This is a genomic window from Streptococcus sp. E17BB (assembly GCF_041807725.1).
In the GTDB taxonomy this organism is placed as follows: domain Bacteria; phylum Bacillota; class Bacilli; order Lactobacillales; family Streptococcaceae; genus Streptococcus; species Streptococcus entericus.
Genome location: NZ_JBGTZC010000007.1, coordinates 44400 through 62890, shown reverse-complemented (window position 1 = coordinate 62890; position 18491 = coordinate 44400). Strand labels below are relative to the sequence as shown.

Below are 18491 nucleotides of genomic sequence, written 5' to 3'. Positions count from 1 at the left end.
GTTAAGTAGTTTTCTTCCTTAAATCCTCTTTTCAATAGCCCATTCCTGGCGATATTGAGTAAATCAAGACTGAATTTGCGAATTTTATTTTTTTCTTCAGCTGATAATGTTTTTTGGGAAAATTGTGTAAGATATGATTATTGTACTGGAAAAAAACTAAAAACAAGGCATGTCCCTTGTTTTTAGTCTTTATTGATTTAGGCTTTTTCTGTCCAAGGTGTTGCAGTTGTTTCCAATACCTTGTTGAGGTCATCAATGTTTTTGAAGCCTTCTGTGCGCAACCACTCGCGAGCTGCTTCTTTACCTTCTTTAATGTAAACTTCAACTGAACCAGCCCAAGTCGCACGTCCGCAAAGCACGCCGTTGAATTTAGCACCTGCTTCAGCGGCAAAAACCAAAGTATCTTGGAAGAGTTTGCTGGAAACACCTGCTGACAGGTAGATATATGGCAGATCGGTTGCTGCTTCTTGTTGACGGAAGAACTCGGCTGCTTCTTCTTTAGTGTAAACTACTTCGCCAGTTGCAAAACCTTCAACATAATTCATGTTAACAGGAACTTCAACCTTCAAGACATCCACGCCAAAACGCTCATCTGAGAAGACTTTCATAGCTTCAATCACTTTACGAGGCTTGACTTTAGCAAATTCTGGGCTAGCGTTGTCTTCGATAGTTTCATCGTAGCTGAGGATTTCTAGATAGAATGGGATATCCTCTGCCCTACACTCAGAACCGATACGCTCCATGTAGGCTTGTTTTTGTAAGTTGATGTACTCATCACCATCCACATCATAGTATAGGAGGAATTTTACAGCATCAGCCCCTTGCTCTTTGAGGCGTTTTGCAGACCATTCTACCAAACAGTCAGGCAAACGACCTGGCGTGCTGGCATCGTAGCCAGTCTTTTCATAGGCTAACAGAAGACCTGCATTTTCATCTTTGACTTGCACCGCTGGCAAGCCGTACTCAGGATCAAGCAAGATAGATGAAGCATACTTGGTCAATTCTTCTGATACTAAGCTTTTGAGTTCTTCAATTTGCGCCACAGTTGGCTCTTCTGTTTGATGCTTAGCCATCATTTTTTTAAGAGCTCCGCGTTGGTCAAAAGCAAGCGCCGAAATGACGCCCTTGCTATCTGACAGTTTTTCCATAAATGCACGTTTGTTTGCTGTTAATGTCATGTTACACCTCTTCTACTTTTAATTGTTGATACAGTTTATCATAGTTGGCCATATTGACATGACCGGTCATTTCTTCTTGGGCATTGAGCATGCCCAGGACATTGGCTTTTTTAAGTAAGTCTTGGTCACTTTCCTGATGGAAAATAGCTGACGCAATACCCGCAACAGTGGAGTCGCCTGAACCGACAGGATTGACCACATCGATTTTGGGGATAGTTACTCGGTAGAACTTGTCACCATGCTTAGCAAAGGCACCACCTGCTCCCAGAGACACCACAATCCACTCAATCCCTGCAAAGAGGTCATCCTGCAAAACAGTCTTGAGTTGGTCAATGTCTTTAGTCACTTCGATGCCCAGTAAATCAGATAACTCATCGTTATTCGGCTTAATGACTGTCGGTTTATGTTCTGACCATAAGACAGCCTCTAGGCTTGCCCCTGAACAGTCTAGGACAACTGGTTTACCCGCCTGTTGTGCCAAGTTCACTAAGCGAACATAATAGTCTGTTGGCAAACCTGCTGGAAGACTACCTGAGAGCACCACTACTGCGGTCTTATCCAGAAGTTGTTCAAAGTGACGGAGAAAGTCCTGAGTCTCTTGCTCAGATAAGGTCGGTCCTGCTTCCAATATCTCGGTTTGTTGACCGTCATCATGTAAGATGGCAACACAGTTCCGTGTCTCGCCAGCAATTCTAAAGAAAGCTGACTCAACATTTTCTGGTAAGTTATCTTCTATATAATCGCCCAGTCGTCCGCCCAAGCAACCACTAGCCAAAACCTGGTCGCCAACTTCTGCGAGTACTCGTGTGACATTCAACCCCTTGCCTCCTGCCGTTTTACGGGCATTAGGGACTCGATTGACCTTGTCAAGAACCAGTCTCTCTAAGAGATAAGCAACATCTACCGAAGGGTTCATGGTAATGGTTAAAATCATCTCGTTCTCCTTTCTATAAAAATTTTACACTATTATTTTACAATAGTTTTCAGAAAATGTCAATAGTTTTTGTTTGTTTTTGTTTGTTTTTAGAGGGTTGCGTTCTGGTTTGATTTTTTCGTCTGTCTGTGTTATGCTAAGAGTAAAAAAACAAGAGAGAAAGAGGTGCTACATGTTAAAAAACGAGCGTCTGCAACGTATTTTGGAATGGGTTAATAAACGAGGCTTGATTACCGTTCATGAAATTGTTGCTGAGTTGGATGTTTCTGATATGACTGTTCGCCGTGATTTGGATGAATTAGAAAAAGCCGGCAAATTAATTCGCGTTCATGGTGGGGCTCAGAGCATCGAAAACAATCAGAACTACGAAAAGTCTAACACTGAAAAGCTCACTCAACAAATGGCTGAAAAGGAAGAAATTGCCGATTTAGCTCTGCCATTGATCCAAGACAATGAAACCATCTTTTTCGGCCCAGGGACGACACTAGAGTGTTTGGCGAGAAAGGTACTTGACCGTAATCTTCGGATTATTACAAACAGTTTGCCGGTGTTTAATATCTTGATGACTAGTCCTACCATTGATGTTATTTTAATTGGTGGCAAATACCGCGATATTACGGGTTCCTTTATCGGTAGTTTGGCCGATCAGAGCATTAAGAGCATCAAATGCTCTAAGGTCTTTGTCAGTGCTAATGCTATTTATAAGGACTTGATTTCTACCTATAGCGAGACAGAAGGAAAGACCCAACAGCTCTCCATCGATAGTGCTATTGACAAATACCTGTTGGCGGATCACACAAAGTTTGGTAAATATGACTTTTATCCATTCTATAGCACCAGCCGTTTTGACAAGATTTTATCAGATTCTGGGCTCCCTGATGACGTCAAGGAAATGTACAGCAACTACACTGAAATTGTGACACCTCAAACTCCAACAGATGACGACTAGTTGTTATCTTTATAAAAACCAAGATTAGGCGATGCCTAATCTTGGTTTTTTGCTGTATCTGTCAAAAATTGAGTGACATCTGCTAGGATATCATCTGATTTAACCTGGCTAATGTTATAAAAATGGACAGACATGCGGTTACGAAACCAGGTTAGCTGTCGTTTTGCAAAACGGCGTGTCTGCTGTTTTAGCTTGTCAATGGCGGTATCTAGGTGACATTCTCCTGCAAAATAGGGGAATAGCTCTTTGTAGCCAATTCCACGGCTTGCTTGGGCATCACGGTGATGATCATACAACCATCTAGCTTCTTCTAAAAGACCTTGCGTTACCATCTTATCAACGCGTTGGTTGATGCGGTCATAGAGAATGACGCGGTCATCGGTCAAACCGATGATGTAAGCATCGTAATCAGTTGGTTGGTTGGTTAGTTCTTGCCCAAATTTGGCTAACTCGAGTGCTCTGATCGCTCGACGTCTGTTGGGCTGTGAGAGGGTGAGCTTCTGCTCGGCTATTTTTTCAAAGAGAGCTTCATCAGATAGTTGCTCGAGTGATCGGCGATAAGTAAGAACTGCCGCCTGATCCAGGTCACCTCCTAAGTGATAGCCCTCTAGCAAGCTCTGAATATAGAGGCCTGTTCCTCCTACAATAATCGGCAATTTGCCACGACGAAGAATACCATCTATAGAGGCTTTTGCTTCTGTCACAAAATCATAAGCCGAATAGGTCTGTGTCACCTCTCGGACATCAATCAAGTGGTGGACTGCTGCCGCTTGCTCTAATGGACTGGCCTTAGCGGTTCCAATATCCAAGCCACGATAGACCTGCTGGCTATCCCCTGAGATAATCTCTCCATCAAGGGCTTGAGCGAGCTGAATGCCTAGTGCTGTTTTACCAACAGCTGTTGGACCGACGATAACAAGTAATTTAGTTGGCATCATTCACCTGCCTTTCAAATGAATGGAGTGCTTTCTTTTGGAGCATTTTACCATGAACAACCACTGTCCAAAAATCGAGAGAAGGACGAGCTAATTCAAGGTAATCGTCAGAGGCTGATATCAGACCTTGTTTTATGTGAGAGTCATCCATCCGCCTCATCATCTGACCAAAACTGTTACTAGATTTGGGACTACTTTTAATGATAGCTTTCTTAGCCTTCTGAACTAGGTCTTCAGACTGAAATTGTCGCATCTGCCCTTCCTTTCACACTTTTTTCTTGAATTTTAACAGTTTTTTCGTTACACTTATTATAACATAAGAAAAGGAGAATACCTATGGCTAAAAAAGGTTCATTTACAAAAGGTTTACTAACAGGCATCGTCAGCACAGCAGCTGCTGTGGCAGGAGCTGTTTTTGCGGTCAAAAAAACCATTATTGATCCTGAAGAGGAAAAAGCAGCATTCATCAAAGAAAACCGTAAAAAAGCAGCTCGTCGTCGGACAGCTCGCTAAGGCTTATCCAGCCTGTTAAAAAAAGAGCGTCACGCTCTTTTTTTTAGTGCTCTAAAAGTTTTAACAACTCTTCATAATCGGCTACGGTATAAGTCGGACAACTATCGTCATCAAGTTCACGGTGGTGTGGATTATAAAACACCGTATCCATCCCAAAATCATGTGCTCCCTTGATATCTGCCAGTTGGTTGTCCCCTATCATCAAGCTCGTTGACAGGGAAAAACCATCTACTTGCTCTGCTATTTTCTCAAAAAAGCGCCTATCTGGTTTCGGAAAACCGATTTGCTCGGAGATAAAAACCGCCTCAAAGTAGCCAACTAACCCAGAGCAATTGAGTCGCCCCTCTTGGATAGTAGCGACGCCATTGGTCGCGGCATAGAGTTTGTAGCCTTTGGCTTTTAGGGTCAATAGCAGAGCTTCTGCACCAGGATAGGTTTGACCTTGCTGGCTAAGATAAGTTTCGTAGATGTTGGCCAGTTGTCGCCCATCTACAGCCTGCCCAAAATGGGCAAACAAGCGAGCAAATCGACTGTCGATTAACTCCTGCTTGCTGACTTTACCAGCTTCCAAGTCTCTCCAAAGTTGACGATTAATGGTCTGATAGGCAGTGTGATAGGCAGGTAAGTCAACAACATTAAAATCTCTCAGCAACCGGTGCAAGGCCACCCCTTCTGCTGCATCAAAATCCAGTAACGTATGGTCCAGGTCGAAGAATAAATTTGTATAAGGCATCAGCTTTCTTGCCCCTTTTGTTGTTCAGATAGCCGCTTTATCCCTTCCGCAATCCATTTAGGAAGCTGGTCGCGTAGAGGTGCGAAGCCTGTACGATAGCGGTGGCGGGAAAACCGATGAAAGTTTGCCAGCGGTTGACCTTTTGAAGCAAGGCTGCGCATGGAAAAACTCACTTTTTTACTGTACTCATCAATGTCGATAATCTGTACGATCACTTCTTGACCTATCGCGACTTGCTGATAAATGTTATCAACATATCCTGACTTTAGTTCCGAAATATGAACCAGACCAACCAGATTATTTGGAAGTTCAACAAAAATACCGTAAGGCTTGATGCCAATTACCGTGCCTGTTAAGGTATCGCCAACTTTCATCAGTCAATCACCTCAACATGCTCAATGACAACGTCTTCCAAAGGTCGGTCAGCATAATCCGTTTCAAGAGCAGCAATCTTGTCTAGCACCTCAAAGGAAGTAGCGTCAGCAATTTGCCCGAAAACGGTATGGCGACGATCCAAATGCGGGGTGCCGCCCTCCTTTGCATAAACCTCTGTAATGGCTTCTGGCCACCCACCGCGGGTCAACTCCTTTTTGCTAAAGGCTAACTTGCTATTTTGCACAATGAAGAACTGGCTACCATTGGTATTTGAACCGGCGTTAGCCATAGACAGAGCTCCTCGAATGTGGTAGAGCTCCGCAGAGAACTCGTCCTCAAAGCGATCACCGTAGATAGACTCGCCACCCATACCGGTGCCTGTTGGGTCACCGCCTTGAATCATAAATTCCTTGATAATACGGTGGAAAATCACACCGTCATAGTAACCTGACTTAGCAAGGGCAATGAGGTTGGCCACCGTTTTTGGCGCTTGCTCTGAGAAAAGTTTGAGGGTCATGTCCCCTTGGTTGGTATGGAAGGTGACGATTGGTCCTTGATGTTGGTCCAAATGTAGCTGAGGCAGGGTTAATTTTTCATCAATCAGACCCAGTTTTACTAATGCCTTGTAAATGCCATCTTCTTCAACAGAATCAGTCACCAAATCGGCTTTTTCTTTAATGGCTTCAATCGCACCACCCATAGCGACTGACAGACCTGCGTAATCAAAAACTTCCAAGTCATTTCTCTCATCGCCAAAGACTAAAATATTTTCAGGTTTGAGGTCAAGGGCTTTGGCAACTTGTTCTACCCCGAGGGCCTTGCTAACATGGGTCAAAACGACATCAGATGAGTTCTTATGCCAACGCACCAAACGAAGGTCTTTGGCTAGAGCTTCTGGTAGTTGCAGGTCATCACCGATTTCCTCAATCGTCCACATCTGGTAAACCGCATGGTCTTTGTGAAAGTCTGGCTCAACGGCTAGTTCCCCATAGACTGGATCGAGGGCAAGTTCAACAATAGCGGTGCGTTTAGAGACGACAGCCTTTTGGCTACCTACAAAACCGTAGTCAATCCCAACTTCATCACACCAAGCAATAAACTGCTCAACCAGCTCCTGTGGAATTGGCTCTGAAAACAATTCCTTACCTTTTTTGTCCTCAACATATGACCCATTGATGGTAACAAAATAGTCCGGATTGAGTGCTCGAATTTCTGGCACAACACCGTAAATCGCTCGACCAGAAGCAATGCCTGTCACAATCCCTTTCGCTCGTAGTTGGTCGAAGACATAGCTGATGGTTTCTGGCATGTAGCTGGTCGCCTTGACACGTAAGGTATCATCGATATCAAAGAAAACAACCTTGATTTTTTTGGCTTTATAACGTAATTTTACCTGCATATCATTTCCTCACTTTTAACAATTTCTCTCTATTATACCATAAAGCTAAAAACCAGTCGTTCCAAAAGAACGACCAGTTGATTTGTTTTATTTTTTTCATCAGCAACTAGCTTGGTGGTACGCACTAAGCTAGTTATCTTTTTCCACCAAATTATGCTGAAATGCATAGACAACTGCTTGTGTACGGTCTGATACGCCTAACTTAGCTAAAATGTTAGACACATGGGTTTTCACTGTTTTGAGCGAGATGAAGGACACATCAGCGATGGTCTGATTATCATAACCTTTGGCTAGCAATCCCAGAACTTCACGCTCACGGGCAGTCAACTCATCATGAGGCGCAGGCGTGTTTTTGTGGTATCGGAATTTACGATCAACTTCAGTTTGGATAGCTAGCTCCCCTTTGGCCACTTTTCGAATCGCATGGAGAATTTCTGCAGCGCTGGAGGTTTTTAGCATGTAGCCTTTTGCGCCTGCTTGAATAACAGGGTAAATTTTTTCATTATCTAGGTAAGATGTCAACACCAAAATGTTGACATCAGACCAGCTCTTGAGAAGTGTCAACGTGGCTTCAACGCCATCTATCTCAGGCATAACCAAATCCATCACCACGACATCAGGTCGCAACTCTAACGCCATCTCAACACCAGCTCTGCCATTATCAGCTTCCCCAATAACATCAATATCAGCCTGCATGTTTAAAAAACTGCTAAGCCCCAGGCGCACCATCTCGTGGTCATCCACTAAGATCACATTAATCTTGTTCATCATCGTTTTCCTCCAAAATAGGGACGCGAATATCCATAGATACTCCCTTACCTTTGGCGCTTATGAGTTGTACACTGCCAGCCAAATCCTCAATACGGTCTTCGATATTTTTCAAACCGTAGCTCAAACTCCTCACTTCATCAACATCAAAACCAACACCGTTGTCAATCATTTTTAACTGGACTTCGTTAACTGTCTGCTTGAGATAAACATCTAGCTGACTGGCCTTAGCATGTTTGAGGGTGTTGCTGATAAATTCTTGAGCAATACGGAAAAGCTGTTCTTCAATCACTTTAGGCAGGCCTTGGATATCCTCATGATAGCTAATCGCCATATCGCTTTTGTCCCTTAACTCTGTCAAAATCATGGCAAAGCCTTCTGACAAGGTTTTGCCTTCCAACTCCGTCGGACGCAGATGCAAAAGTAAAATCCTTAAATCTTTTTGAGCATTTTGCAAAATATCTTCCACCGTAACCAGCTGGTGTTTGATTTGCTCTATATCTAAATCTCCCACTACCTGAGATAACCCAGATACAATCATCGTTGCTGCAAACAGCTCCTGACTGACCGTATCGTGCAGGTCACGCGCGATACGCTTTCGCTCACGCTGGACAATCTCTTGACCATTGTGAATGTAGGCATTTTCTGTTTTTTGCAGACTAGCTGTCAACTGCTGGATTTTGTTAGACAATCGTGTGATATTTGTTCCCAGCTCTGTATTTGGCTGTTTGGAGATGGTTTGATTAGTCAACATTCGCTTGAGGTTTTTATTGAGGTGGCGTTTTGCCACTTCATCTGACCAATACCAGACCATCAAAAATAGCAAGGTTAAGGAGAGACTCAAAGAGACAATCGCAAACAAGAGACGCCATACCCCAAAAGGATTGGCAGTCAAGTCCGGAAAACCTAAGCCAAAGCTGGTCATAATGATATAGGCAACTGCTGAGATGATGACGACCGCATACAAAAACATGACTAAAATGGTTTGTTTTTTCATCGTCGAACCACCTCAACTTGACCCGCAATAAGATTAACCATTATCTTGACTGACCGATGAGCCGAGGCATAAGATTCCTCCTCAAGTTTCAGTGACTCGTTACGTAAATCATACTCAGGAAAATCAAAAAACGTCACTGTCCCATACACTGCACTAACATTGAGGCTAACAGCCACATCAACCGGTACACGAATGACTGTCGGACCATACACCTTACGGATGATGATGACATTATCACACCCTGCCAGAATGACCTTTGACAAGTCCAGTGTATCTGAACCGCTCACACGAATAATATTCACATCATCAAAAGCGTAACTTTCCGTTAACACAGGTTCGCTAGAGCCAACCCAGTCATTTGGTCTGGGCGTTACCGACAGGTCTTGAGACTTAAATTCAATCAAAGCGAGCTGATTTTTTTCTTTGACCTGTGAAAAAGAGTTGATAATGGTATAAACAACCCCGAGTACCACAGCTGCAATCACGAAAGGATTCAGCATAAAGATCAAGAATAGTAATAATAAGCCCGCGGTCAAGAGAAAATTACTTTGATTGCCTTGGTTATAAAAGCGAAGTGCCAACAAGACAACGACTAAAATTAACAAAAAACTGTAGAGGCTCTCGGATAAAATCGTCATCAGCGCCAAGGCTAGGAGAACCGCTTCGACCAGTAAAAAGAATTGAAATTTTTTCATGTCTCCCTCCTTTCTTGCATTTTACCAGAAATTAGGCATTTTTGCAGAAATAAAACAACTTATCCGCAAAAAAAAGAGGGAAATCATAAACCGTTCAGGTTTGATAACTCCATCTTCTATTCAAACTAACGTTAGCATTAACTGCCTTCCGTTTGAGTTGATGTTGTCGTTCCAGTTTCAGAAGTTGACGATGTACTTGTGTCGCTAGTTGTCGATGAGGGCACATAAGCTTCACTTGATGACGAGCTTGATGAACTGCTAGCTTCTGCTGGGTCATCTTCCAAATAAAGCTCGATATAGCCTGCTTCTGATAAATTAAACAGTTCCCCTGAGTAAGGTGTCTGACCAGCAACTAATCGTCCTGCCACTGGAGTTTTAACTTCTAAGCCAGCCAGAGTGTAGTATTTAATCTTAGAGGAGTTGACACCTAGGTTCTTCAGTAGAGCCGTCGCCTGCTCCTGCGTTGTGCCGATGAGATTAGGCATAGTGATATAGCTACTTACAGCCACTTCAAAGGTTATCTTACCTGACTTACCAATGGTGTAGGTTGAACCTGCTTTTGGACTCTGACTGAGAATCGTCCCTGCTTCTTCCTCTGTCGTCTTCACATTCTTCACAACAATTTGTTCAGATGTTATCCCATAATCTGACAACAAACGAGAAGCAACACTCTCGTACGTCTCCCCAACATAATCTGGCATTTCAAAGCTCAGCCGGCCTGCGGAAACATAGAGATTGACCTTGGCACCTTTTTTGCGGTTGGTGCCTGCGACAGGATCGGTTTTAACCACATGACCTTTTTCAACCGTTTCGCTTTCAACCTCGACCACCTGACCTAGAGCAAGCCCTTCATCAGTCAACCTCTGGATGGCTTGTTCTTGGGGCACACCGATGAGTTCTGGGACTTTAATTGTTGCAGGGCTGCTCAATACTAAATAAGCAAAACCTGTCATCACAAGAAACATCAGTGCAACTAGAATTTTAGCAAGCGTTGAAAAGAGCGATGGTTTAGGTCGTTTAGTGGTGTGCGCTGCCTTTTCCTCAACGGGTTTATAACTACTGGTCTGCTCCACGCGTGGCGACCGACCTGGAATGGTTTGTGTCATCTGGCTGACACGGGTTTGCTGACGAGGCGGTGGCACTGGCGTTGGTTCAACCTTCGGCAGAGGTTTTGTTACCGTTGTCTCTTCAAAGCTCAGTCGCCGTTCGTTGCGACGACTAGGATAAAGGGCTGTAGCAAGGTCACGACTCATTTGGAAGGTTGAAATATAGCGGTCAGTCAGTTTTTTGGCTGTCGCTCGAATCACGATATTTTCCAAGGATTGAGGAACCTGAGGATTTTCAGCTAAAATAGACGGTAGTGGCTTTTGAAAATGCTGAAGCGCAATGGTCACCGCACTATCTCCGTCAAATGGAATGTGACCTGTCAGCATCTCATAAAGCATGATCCCCATAGCGTAAATGTCACTCTGTACAGTCGCTTTTGACCCACGCGCCTGCTCAGGTGACAGGTAATGAACCGACCCCAGCATCGAATTGGTCTGTGTCAGGCTGGTTTCTGCAAAAGCAACAGCTATCCCAAAATCCGTTACCTTAGCACGACCTGATTTGGTCAGTATGACATTTTGTGGTTTTAAATCTCGGTGAACAATGCCTTGTTGATGCGCTAGGGTCATCGCAGACAAGACTTCTGTCATGATGCGACTAGCTTCCTCGCTAGTGAGAGGACCTTTTTCTTGGATATATTTTTTCAAGTCCCAACCATCAATGTATTCCATGACAATGAATTGCTGTCCTTCGTCTTCACCAATGTCACGGATACCAACAATATTGGGATGATTGAGTTCAGCCATGGCTCTAGCCTCACGTTGAAAACGTGCAACAGCGACTTGGTCCGTCTGGTAGTTGGTTCGGAGGATTTTGATAGCGACTTCTTCATCATCTAAAATCAGGTCACGTCCGAGATAAACATCCGCCATGCCACCTCGTCCGATTGATTTAACAATGCGGTAACGACCTGCAAATAGTTTTCCTGTAGCAAGCATCAGGCCACCTCCCCTCCGACTTGAACCAAGGCAACCGTGATATTATCCAAGCCTCCTGCAAAATTAGCTTCATTAACCAGCAATTCCGCTTTGCCTTCAAGGCTCAACTCATCTGTGATAATACGGGTAATGACTTCGTTAGAAACAAGGTTTGTCAGCCCATCACTATTGACCAAAAGATAATCGCCTGGGAACAGTTCTTGAATGGCTAAATCAATGTCTAATGGCTGCGATTGACCAACAGATTGCGTAATGATATTGCGTTGAGGGTGAGTCTGTGCTTCCTCAGCAGTGAGCTGACCTGCCTTAACGAGCGCATTAACCAAGGAATGGTCACTCGTCAGCTGATGGTAAATACCTTCTCGGACTAAGCCAACACGAGAGTCACCAACATGGGCAAAAATGGCATAATTGCCGACCAGAGCTAACGCTTCGATGGTTGTCCCCATGCCTTGGTAGTCTTCCGTTTGCCCCATCTCAAAAATCTTTTGATTTTCAACTTGGATGGTCTCTAAAAGCCAAGAACGAATAGGCTCCCAGTCGCCCTCTGTAAACTCTGTACTAACCCAGGCACGCCCCAAATCTGTCACAGTCACCTGACTAGCAATGTGACCAGCCTTGTGACCACCCATACCATCAGCTAAAACAATTAAAGTCTGCCCACCTTTGTTTACAAACTTGTTGACATAGTCTTGGTTGTTCGACCGTTTTTGACCAATGTCCGTTTTTAAAGCTATTTTCATTTGTCATCTTTCCTTTCATTCAGATACGAGAAGTACCAGCACTATATGGCCCTTAATAACGGCGACACAACTGGGCAATAAAGAAACCATCTGTCCCAAACTGCTCAGGGGTAATGACTAAACAGCCCTCTGAGACGATGCTCTCCTGCTCGTGGCTAAGAGGCACCTGTTCAAAATTGGGATGGCTGGCCAAAAAGGCTGCGATCACCTGCTGATTTTCCTCCGCCACAATCGTGCAAGTACTATAGGTCATTATACCACCAACCCGTAGGGTTTGACAAACACTAGCTAGAATCTCTAGCTGAATGGTCTGCAAGGCCATGAAATCCCCTGCTTCCTTGCGGTATTTGAGGTCTGGCTTGCGGCGCATGAGCCCAATCCCTGAACAAGGCGCATCCACCAAGATTTTATCAAAGTGATCTTTGGGAAAATAGCGGTGCACCTGACTGGCATCCAGTTTGAGTAGCTTGACACGGTCAGTCACTCCGAGACGCTCAGCATTCTCCGTAATCAAGTCCAGTTTGTGGTCATAGAGGTCCAGAGCTGTCACCTGACCTGTGGTCAAATAGCTGGCGATGTGAACTGTCTTGCCACCTGGAGCTGCACAAGCATCCAGCACCTGCTCCTGCCCTTGCAGGTTTAAGGTCGGTGCAACCAGCTGGCTAGTCTCGTCCTGAATAGTCACTAAGCCTTTAGCAAAATCAGCCGTCCCAGCAAAATGCCCGCTAGGCTTGGTCAAGCCGACAGGTGACAGGAGCGACTGGTCAGCCCCTGTTTCAGCCTTAATCCGCTCCAACTGATTAGGATCTGTCAATCGGATACTGGCCTTGTTACGGACGTAGAGGCTTGCCATGATGGCTACGGCGCGCTCCTCCCCAAACTGGTCTATCAGCTTTTTGACCAGCCAGACTGGCAGACTGTATTGCACAGCATAGCGCTTATTGACCCGCTTGATCTGAGCAGGGTTTGGGCGCTCTTCACGCAAGAAACGGCGCAGAACCGCATTGACTAGCTTGTCCGCCCCTGAGTTTTTGTGCCGTGCTTTCGCAAGGTCAACTGCGGCATTAACCACCGCATGGTCTGGAATTTTATCCAAATAGAAGATTTGGTAAAGGCTGGTCATGAGCAGGTAGTAGACCCAGCTGTCTAGCTTGTCTCGGTCGGCGATGTAGTGCGCCAAGTACCACTCCAGTGTGATTTTCCGAGCGACGGTGCCATAAACCAGCTCGGTGACCAAACCCTTATCAGCTGGTGAGAGCGAGGTCTTAGTCAGGTGCTGGTTGAGGACGATGTTGCTGTAAGCCTCTTGGTCAAAGATTTCCTCGAGAATCTGCAGGGCAAGTCCCCTTGCGGTATCCATCTGCCTAGCCAAAGTAGTCACCTACCTGCAAGTCACGCCCAGCCCCATTGAGAAAGTCTGCAATCGGCATTTTTGGCTTGCCAGCAGGCTGAACACTCAGGAGGCGAACAGCGCCAGTTCCTGCCGCCACAATCAGGTCTTTCTTGGTTTTTGCGATGATTTGACCAGGTTGGCCTTGACCGTCTACTGCGGCAACCTCGTAGAGTTTGAACCGTTCCCCAGCTAGGAAGGTATGGGCAACTGGGAAGGGATTAAGCCCTCTGACCTTGTTGAAAACCTGACGGTTGGTCAGCTGCCAGTCGATAACTTCCTCCTCTGGTCGAATGTTGGGAGAAAAGGTGACTTGGCTAGGGTCTTGGGGTTCAGGGGTAATCTCACCTGCCAGATACTTGGGCAGGCAATCCAGTAGTAAATCACGTCCCAGCTCTGCCATTTTTCCAAAAAGCGTGCCGACGTTGTCACTCTCCAAAATCGGGGTTACGCGCTTGGCGACCATATCCCCAGCATCCATCTCCTTGACCATCTCCATAATGGTCACGCCGACCTCCTCGTCACCGTTGATGAGGGCGTAGTGGATAGGCGCCCCGCCACGGTATTTGGGCAAAAGGGAGGCATGAACGTTGAGGGCAAAACTCATTGACTTGAGCAGGCGTTCAGGCAAAAACTGCCCAAAGGCTGCCGTGATGATGCCGTCTGCGCCCAGGGCAATCAGGTCTTCTAGCTCCTGACTGCCAGAGAGTTTCTCAGGCTGGTAGACAGGGAGCTTGTTGGCAAGAGCCAGCTCCTTAACCGGTGTCATGGTTAAGGTTTTCTTACGCCCGACAGCACGGTCAGGCTGGGTCACTACAGCCATAATCTCGTAGCGGTCGTCGTTGAGCAAGCCTTGGAGAACAGTCGCGGAAAAGGCAGGTGTCCCCATAAAAATCAGTTTAGTCATCTCTTCTCTTTTCTATTTCTAATGGTAATCTTACCGGCCCTTGCAAGGCCGTCTTGTCTCTACTATTATATCATATTTGACAAGGAAACCCTCACCAGTTGGTTTGCTGACAGGGCAAGCACTTCAAGAAAAGCACTCTGACGACTTAATTGTAGTACCACAAGTGCTTTACTGAAATTTTTCAAAACATCTATAACGATTGATAGACTACTTAGCAACATCATCTCATCAGCAAGAGAGCTGCTGGTGGAGGACTATAACAAGAGATACTCACATGATATTCTGCGGTTCATAGTCAATGCTCACCCTCAAATCCTTATTGGTCTTGTCTTGAGTCAGGTCAAGGAGTTGATTAAGAGCGTCTTGGAGCTTGGGTTCTTGTTTGAAGGTCAGTAGCAACTGGTAATGGTAAAGGTTGTGGGTTCTGGAGACAGCTTTTGGGACAGGACCCAGATACCTGACTTGATCAGACAGGTGAGTTTTGAGCAGGTCCAGAAAAGCATAGCTGGCCTTAATGACTGCCTGCTCGTCCTTGTGGGAAATGGTCAGGGCAACGGTGTAAAAATAAGGTGGGTAGCCCAGCGCCCGTCGTATACCCATCTCGTAACGGTAAAATCCCTCGTAATCGTGATGTTTGGCAAAGGTAATGGCATAGTGATCGGGGTTGTAGGTCTGGATGATGACCTCCCCAGCCTTGTCCGCCCGACCAGCCCGACCAGCCACCTGGGTCAAGAGTTGGAAGGTCCGCTCGGATGCCCTGAAATCAGGCAGGTTGAGCGAGGTATCTGCATTTAAGACCCCGACCAAGGTCACATTCGGGAAATCCAGTCCCTTAGCAATCATCTGGGTCCCCAATAAAATGTCTGCTTTCCCATTGCCAAAAGCTTCTAACAGTTTCTGGTGACTACCTTTTTTCTTGGTTGTGTCCACATCCATCCTGAGAACTTTGGTTTCTGGAAAGAGCTGTTCCAGCTCATCAGCAGCCTTTTGCGTGCCTGTCCCGTAGTAGGAGATGGAGGCACTCTGACAGTTCGGACAGGTTCTGGGAATACCCTTGGTAAAGCCACAGTAGTGGCAGTTCATGGTGCGAGTGGTCATGTGTAGGGTCAGGGAGATGTCACAGTTAACACAATTATCCACATAAGAACAATCCCGACACATGACAAAGCTGGAGTATCCCCTGCGGTTGAGGAGAAGCACCACCTGCTCACCCTTGTTCAAGCGGTCACGGATCTTTTCGACCAAAGGCGGCGTAAAATTGCCCATCTCCTGCTGACCGATATAATCCCTAAAATCAACGACCTCCACCGTCGGAATGACCGCTAAGTGGTTAGCACGTTCGGTCAAGGTCAAGAGCTGATAAACCCCTTTGCTAGCACGAGCTCGTGATTCGATGGCGGGTGTCGCTGATCCGAGCACCAGAGCAGCCTTATGGTATTTGGCACGTAGCACCGCCACGTCTCTAGCGTGGTAGCGAGGGTTGGATTCTTGCTTATAGGTCGCCTCATGCTCCTCATCGATGATGATGGCTCCAATATTCTCTAAGGGAGCAAAAATAGCAGATCGGGCACCGACGACGACCTTAGCCTGTCCACGGCGGATTTTCAGCCATTCGTCGTACTTTTCCCCATCCGATAGCCCGGAGTGCATGATGGCCACCTGTCGACCAAAACGCGAGATAAAGCGACTGGTCATCTGTGGGGTCAGGACAATTTCAGGCACAAGGACAATAGCAGTTTTGCCCATCTTCAAGGTCTGGTCGATGATGTGGAGATAGACCTCGGTCTTACCAGACCCAGTCACCCCCTCTAGCAAAAAGGGTGAGCTCTCTTGACCGATGGCAGCAGTTACTGCGGTAACTGCCTCTTGTTGCTGGCTGTTGAGCTGGATAAACTCGGTCTGTTTGACCCCTTCAAAATAGGCCCGACTACGACTCTCCTCGCGCTCAGTCACTAGCAGCACCCCTTGCTCTATAAACCAGTTAACCACAGCAGGCGAGAAGGTCTTATTGAGGTCACTGACCTTACCGTCATCTGGGTGTTTAGTTAGAAACTCAGCCAGCTCCAACCGTTTTGTTGCTCTTGAGGAAATAGCTGAGCGGTCGAGCTGGTCAAGATTGACCTGATAGTAGCGGACCGTTTTGATCTGCTTTTTATCTGTTGCCAGATAGACAACTTCAGCTTGACCAGTCTTAACCAGGTCTTTGACCTGAACCTGCTGGTCAGCAGTCAACTCTGCCAGCCTCATCTCTTTTTTCCCAGTTGGGAAAAGGTCTGAAACAAGATCAATCGAGGTAAGCTTGACCACCTTGTTATAAGCTGAATTGAGAAGGCTGGGCAGCATGGCTTTAAGCAGACTGATTTTATAAGAAAAGACTGTCCGACGCAAAGCGTCAGCCAAATCCAACTGTTCCTGATTGAGGACAGGCTCTAAATCCAAGACTGCTAGAACAGGCTTTAACGTCATGTCCTGATCAGCTATTTCTTCAAAACCAACCACAAAGCCTTGCAAGGGACGGTTTGTCGCTCCAAAGGGAACATGAACCCGTGAGCCAACTGCAATCAGAGCCACAAGCTCGTCAGGAACCAAGTAAGAGTAAGGCTGGTCGGTCTGTTTAAGTGGCAAATCGATGATAATCTGGGCAATTTTTGGCATGATGTGATACGGAAAAATCTAAGATTGGGGACAACCTTAGATTTTTTCTCCTTCTTCTTTTTCTTTTGCGATTTGTTCCTTGATTTTACGCTCTTCCTCTTCACGTTTGAGGCGTTCTGCTTCGATACGCGCCAGCACAGCTGCCCGTTTAGCATCTGGCTCTGGGTGAATGGTCACGAGACCCGCTTCAATTTCTTCCAAAGCACGCAGGGTTGATTTGACAGAGCTGAAACTTTTAGTCGTTGGCCTGGCACCCGCTTCAAGTTCGTGCGCTCGCTTGGCTTGGAGAACGCAAAGGGAGTATTTTGATGGCACCTTGTCCAGCAAGGTATCGATAGAAGGTTTTAACATCATATATCATAATCTCTTTTCTGTAAATATCGGAAAAATAGCAGAGCTAAACAAGTCTGAATCGACGATTAGCACTTATTCAGTATCTTTGCTGTTGTCTCACTTTGACCAAGGGCCTACTAGAGACAGCAGTTAGTTAGGCGAGGAGAGGTGGCGTATTCCTTTGACCAATTCCAGCAATGAGCAAAAACAACTTAAATGTCATTAATCATGTCATTGTAGTGACCGATGCAACGCTCTACGCGGAAATGCTCAACTTCAATAATTTTCTTAACCCGTTCAGCAGCCAGATGAACTTCATCGTTAACCACTGCGTAATCGTATTCTCGCATGAGGGCAATTTCCTCTTTGGCTCGTGCGATACGTTGGGCGATGACGTCTTCTGAGTCAGTCCCTCGACCGACCAGACGGTCTTGTAATTCTTCTAAATCAGGCGGTGTCAAAAAGATAAAGACCCCATCTGGCACCTTTTTCTGAACTTGAAGCGCCCCTTGGACCTCGATTTCGAGAAAAACGTCTATGCCCTTGTCCAAGGTTTCATTGACGTAGGTCAAGGGTGTGCCGTAGTAATTACCGACGTACTCTGCATACTCCAACATTTGACCGTTACGAATGAGCTCCTCAAACTCTTCGCGCGTGCGGAAGAAATAATCAACACCGTCAACCTCCCCAGGTCGTTGGGGACGAGTCGTCATCGAAACAGAGTAGGCAAATTTATTATCTGGGCTTGAAAAAATGGCTTCCCTTACTGTGCCTTTCCCGACACCGGATGGACCAGAAAAGACAATCAGCAATCCACGTTCAGACATGATAGGCTCCTTTTATGTTCTTCCCTCTAGTTTAACAGATAGAGGCTAAATTGGCAAGTAGGTTACTCTTTTCACACGANTCAACAATTTGTTGCTTAAAGTCATCACTAAATTG

The 18491-nt window shown here is 45.8% G+C and carries 19 protein-coding genes; 2 read left to right on the top strand and 17 right to left on the bottom strand.

What is annotated here, in order from left to right; translation table 11 throughout:
* Window positions 1–197 precede the first annotated feature (197 nt).
* Both lacD and ACERC7_RS02835 read right to left on the bottom strand, forming a co-directional pair.
* A complete protein-coding gene (gene lacD / locus ACERC7_RS02840; RefSeq protein WP_373659433.1) occupies window positions 198–1178 on the bottom strand; it encodes a tagatose-bisphosphate aldolase in 981 nt (326 codons plus the stop codon).
* A gap of 1 nt (window position 1179) precedes the next feature.
* Window positions 1180–2112, bottom strand: a complete 933-nt coding sequence (locus ACERC7_RS02835) for a tagatose-6-phosphate kinase (protein ID WP_373666081.1) — start codon at window positions 2110–2112, stop codon at window positions 1180–1182.
* A 172-nt stretch (window positions 2113–2284) separates the two neighbouring features.
* Here ACERC7_RS02835 and ACERC7_RS02830 point away from each other — a divergent pair, with 172 nt between their 5' ends.
* Window positions 2285–3061 carry a DeoR/GlpR family DNA-binding transcription regulator gene (locus tag ACERC7_RS02830; protein WP_018368478.1) on the top strand — a complete coding sequence of 259 codons (777 nt, stop codon included), beginning with the start codon at window positions 2285–2287 and terminating at the stop codon, window positions 3059–3061.
* Between the two features lie 35 nt (window positions 3062–3096).
* Here the strand turns inward: ACERC7_RS02830 and miaA are convergent, their stop codons facing one another.
* Both miaA and ACERC7_RS02820 read right to left on the bottom strand, forming a co-directional pair.
* The gene (miaA, locus tag ACERC7_RS02825; RefSeq protein WP_373666080.1) at window positions 3097–3996 is read right to left on the bottom strand and encodes a tRNA (adenosine(37)-N6)-dimethylallyltransferase MiaA; all 900 of its coding nucleotides are present in this window, start codon (window positions 3994–3996) and stop codon (window positions 3097–3099) included.
* On the bottom strand, window positions 3986–4249 hold the full coding sequence (locus ACERC7_RS02820; protein WP_373666079.1) for a hypothetical protein: 264 nt from the start codon (window positions 4247–4249) through the stop codon (window positions 3986–3988). Before ACERC7_RS02820 ends, miaA begins: the two co-directional genes overlap by 11 nt.
* An 83-nt stretch (window positions 4250–4332) precedes the next feature.
* Between ACERC7_RS02820 and ACERC7_RS02815 the strand changes: the two genes are divergently transcribed.
* The gene (locus ACERC7_RS02815; RefSeq protein ID WP_373666078.1) at window positions 4333–4509 is read left to right on the top strand and encodes a DUF3042 family protein; all 177 of its coding nucleotides are present in this window, start codon (window positions 4333–4335) and stop codon (window positions 4507–4509) included.
* A 43-nt stretch (window positions 4510–4552) separates the two neighbouring features.
* On the opposite strand, the gene ACERC7_RS02810 is transcribed toward ACERC7_RS02815, so the two are convergent.
* The 13 genes from ACERC7_RS02810 to gmk form a co-directional block, all read right to left on the bottom strand.
* Window positions 4553–5242, bottom strand: a complete 690-nt coding sequence (locus ACERC7_RS02810) for a YjjG family noncanonical pyrimidine nucleotidase (protein WP_373666077.1) — start codon at window positions 5240–5242, stop codon at window positions 4553–4555.
* A complete protein-coding gene (locus ACERC7_RS02805; protein ID WP_373659427.1) occupies window positions 5242–5616 on the bottom strand; it encodes a CvfD/Ygs/GSP13 family RNA-binding post-transcriptional regulator in 375 nt (124 codons plus the stop codon). Before ACERC7_RS02805 ends, ACERC7_RS02810 begins: the two co-directional genes overlap by 1 nt.
* Window positions 5616–7016: a Cof-type HAD-IIB family hydrolase gene (locus ACERC7_RS02800; RefSeq protein WP_373666076.1), complete on the bottom strand. Its 1401-nt coding sequence runs from the start codon at window positions 7014–7016 to the stop codon at window positions 5616–5618. Before ACERC7_RS02800 ends, ACERC7_RS02805 begins: the two co-directional genes overlap by 1 nt.
* Before the next feature lie 129 nt (window positions 7017–7145).
* Entirely contained in the window at window positions 7146–7787 is a 642-nt protein-coding gene (locus ACERC7_RS02795) for a response regulator (RefSeq protein WP_373659425.1), read from the bottom strand.
* Window positions 7771–8781, bottom strand: a complete 1011-nt coding sequence (locus tag ACERC7_RS02790; RefSeq protein ID WP_373659424.1) for a sensor histidine kinase — start codon at window positions 8779–8781, stop codon at window positions 7771–7773. The genes ACERC7_RS02795 and ACERC7_RS02790 overlap by 17 nt, the downstream gene beginning before the upstream one ends.
* The gene (gene liaF, locus ACERC7_RS02785) at window positions 8778–9476 is read right to left on the bottom strand and encodes a cell wall-active antibiotics response protein LiaF (protein ID WP_018368469.1); all 699 of its coding nucleotides are present in this window, start codon (window positions 9474–9476) and stop codon (window positions 8778–8780) included. Before liaF ends, ACERC7_RS02790 begins: the two co-directional genes overlap by 4 nt.
* Before the next feature lie 137 nt (window positions 9477–9613).
* Window positions 9614–11521: a Stk1 family PASTA domain-containing Ser/Thr kinase gene (pknB, locus tag ACERC7_RS02780; protein WP_373666075.1), complete on the bottom strand. Its 1908-nt coding sequence runs from the start codon at window positions 11519–11521 to the stop codon at window positions 9614–9616.
* Entirely contained in the window at window positions 11521–12264 is a 744-nt protein-coding gene (locus ACERC7_RS02775) for a Stp1/IreP family PP2C-type Ser/Thr phosphatase (RefSeq protein WP_018368467.1), read from the bottom strand. The genes pknB and ACERC7_RS02775 overlap by 1 nt, the downstream gene beginning before the upstream one ends.
* Before the next feature lie 52 nt (window positions 12265–12316).
* Window positions 12317–13624 carry a 16S rRNA (cytosine(967)-C(5))-methyltransferase RsmB gene (gene rsmB, locus ACERC7_RS02770; RefSeq protein WP_373666083.1) on the bottom strand — a complete coding sequence of 436 codons (1308 nt, stop codon included), beginning with the start codon at window positions 13622–13624 and terminating at the stop codon, window positions 12317–12319.
* A 4-nt stretch (window positions 13625–13628) separates the two neighbouring features.
* Window positions 13629–14561: a methionyl-tRNA formyltransferase gene (fmt, locus tag ACERC7_RS02765; protein WP_373666074.1), complete on the bottom strand. Its 933-nt coding sequence runs from the start codon at window positions 14559–14561 to the stop codon at window positions 13629–13631.
* 270 nt (window positions 14562–14831) lie between these two features.
* A complete protein-coding gene (locus tag ACERC7_RS02760; protein WP_373666073.1) occupies window positions 14832–17216 on the bottom strand; it encodes a primosomal protein N' in 2385 nt (794 codons plus the stop codon).
* 36 nt (window positions 17217–17252) lie between these two features.
* A complete protein-coding gene (gene rpoZ / locus ACERC7_RS02755; RefSeq protein WP_373659418.1) occupies window positions 17253–17570 on the bottom strand; it encodes a DNA-directed RNA polymerase subunit omega in 318 nt (105 codons plus the stop codon).
* A gap of 191 nt (window positions 17571–17761) precedes the next feature.
* The gene (gmk, locus tag ACERC7_RS02750; RefSeq protein WP_373659417.1) at window positions 17762–18376 is read right to left on the bottom strand and encodes a guanylate kinase; all 615 of its coding nucleotides are present in this window, start codon (window positions 18374–18376) and stop codon (window positions 17762–17764) included.
* Between the last annotated feature and the right edge of the window lie 115 nt (window positions 18377–18491).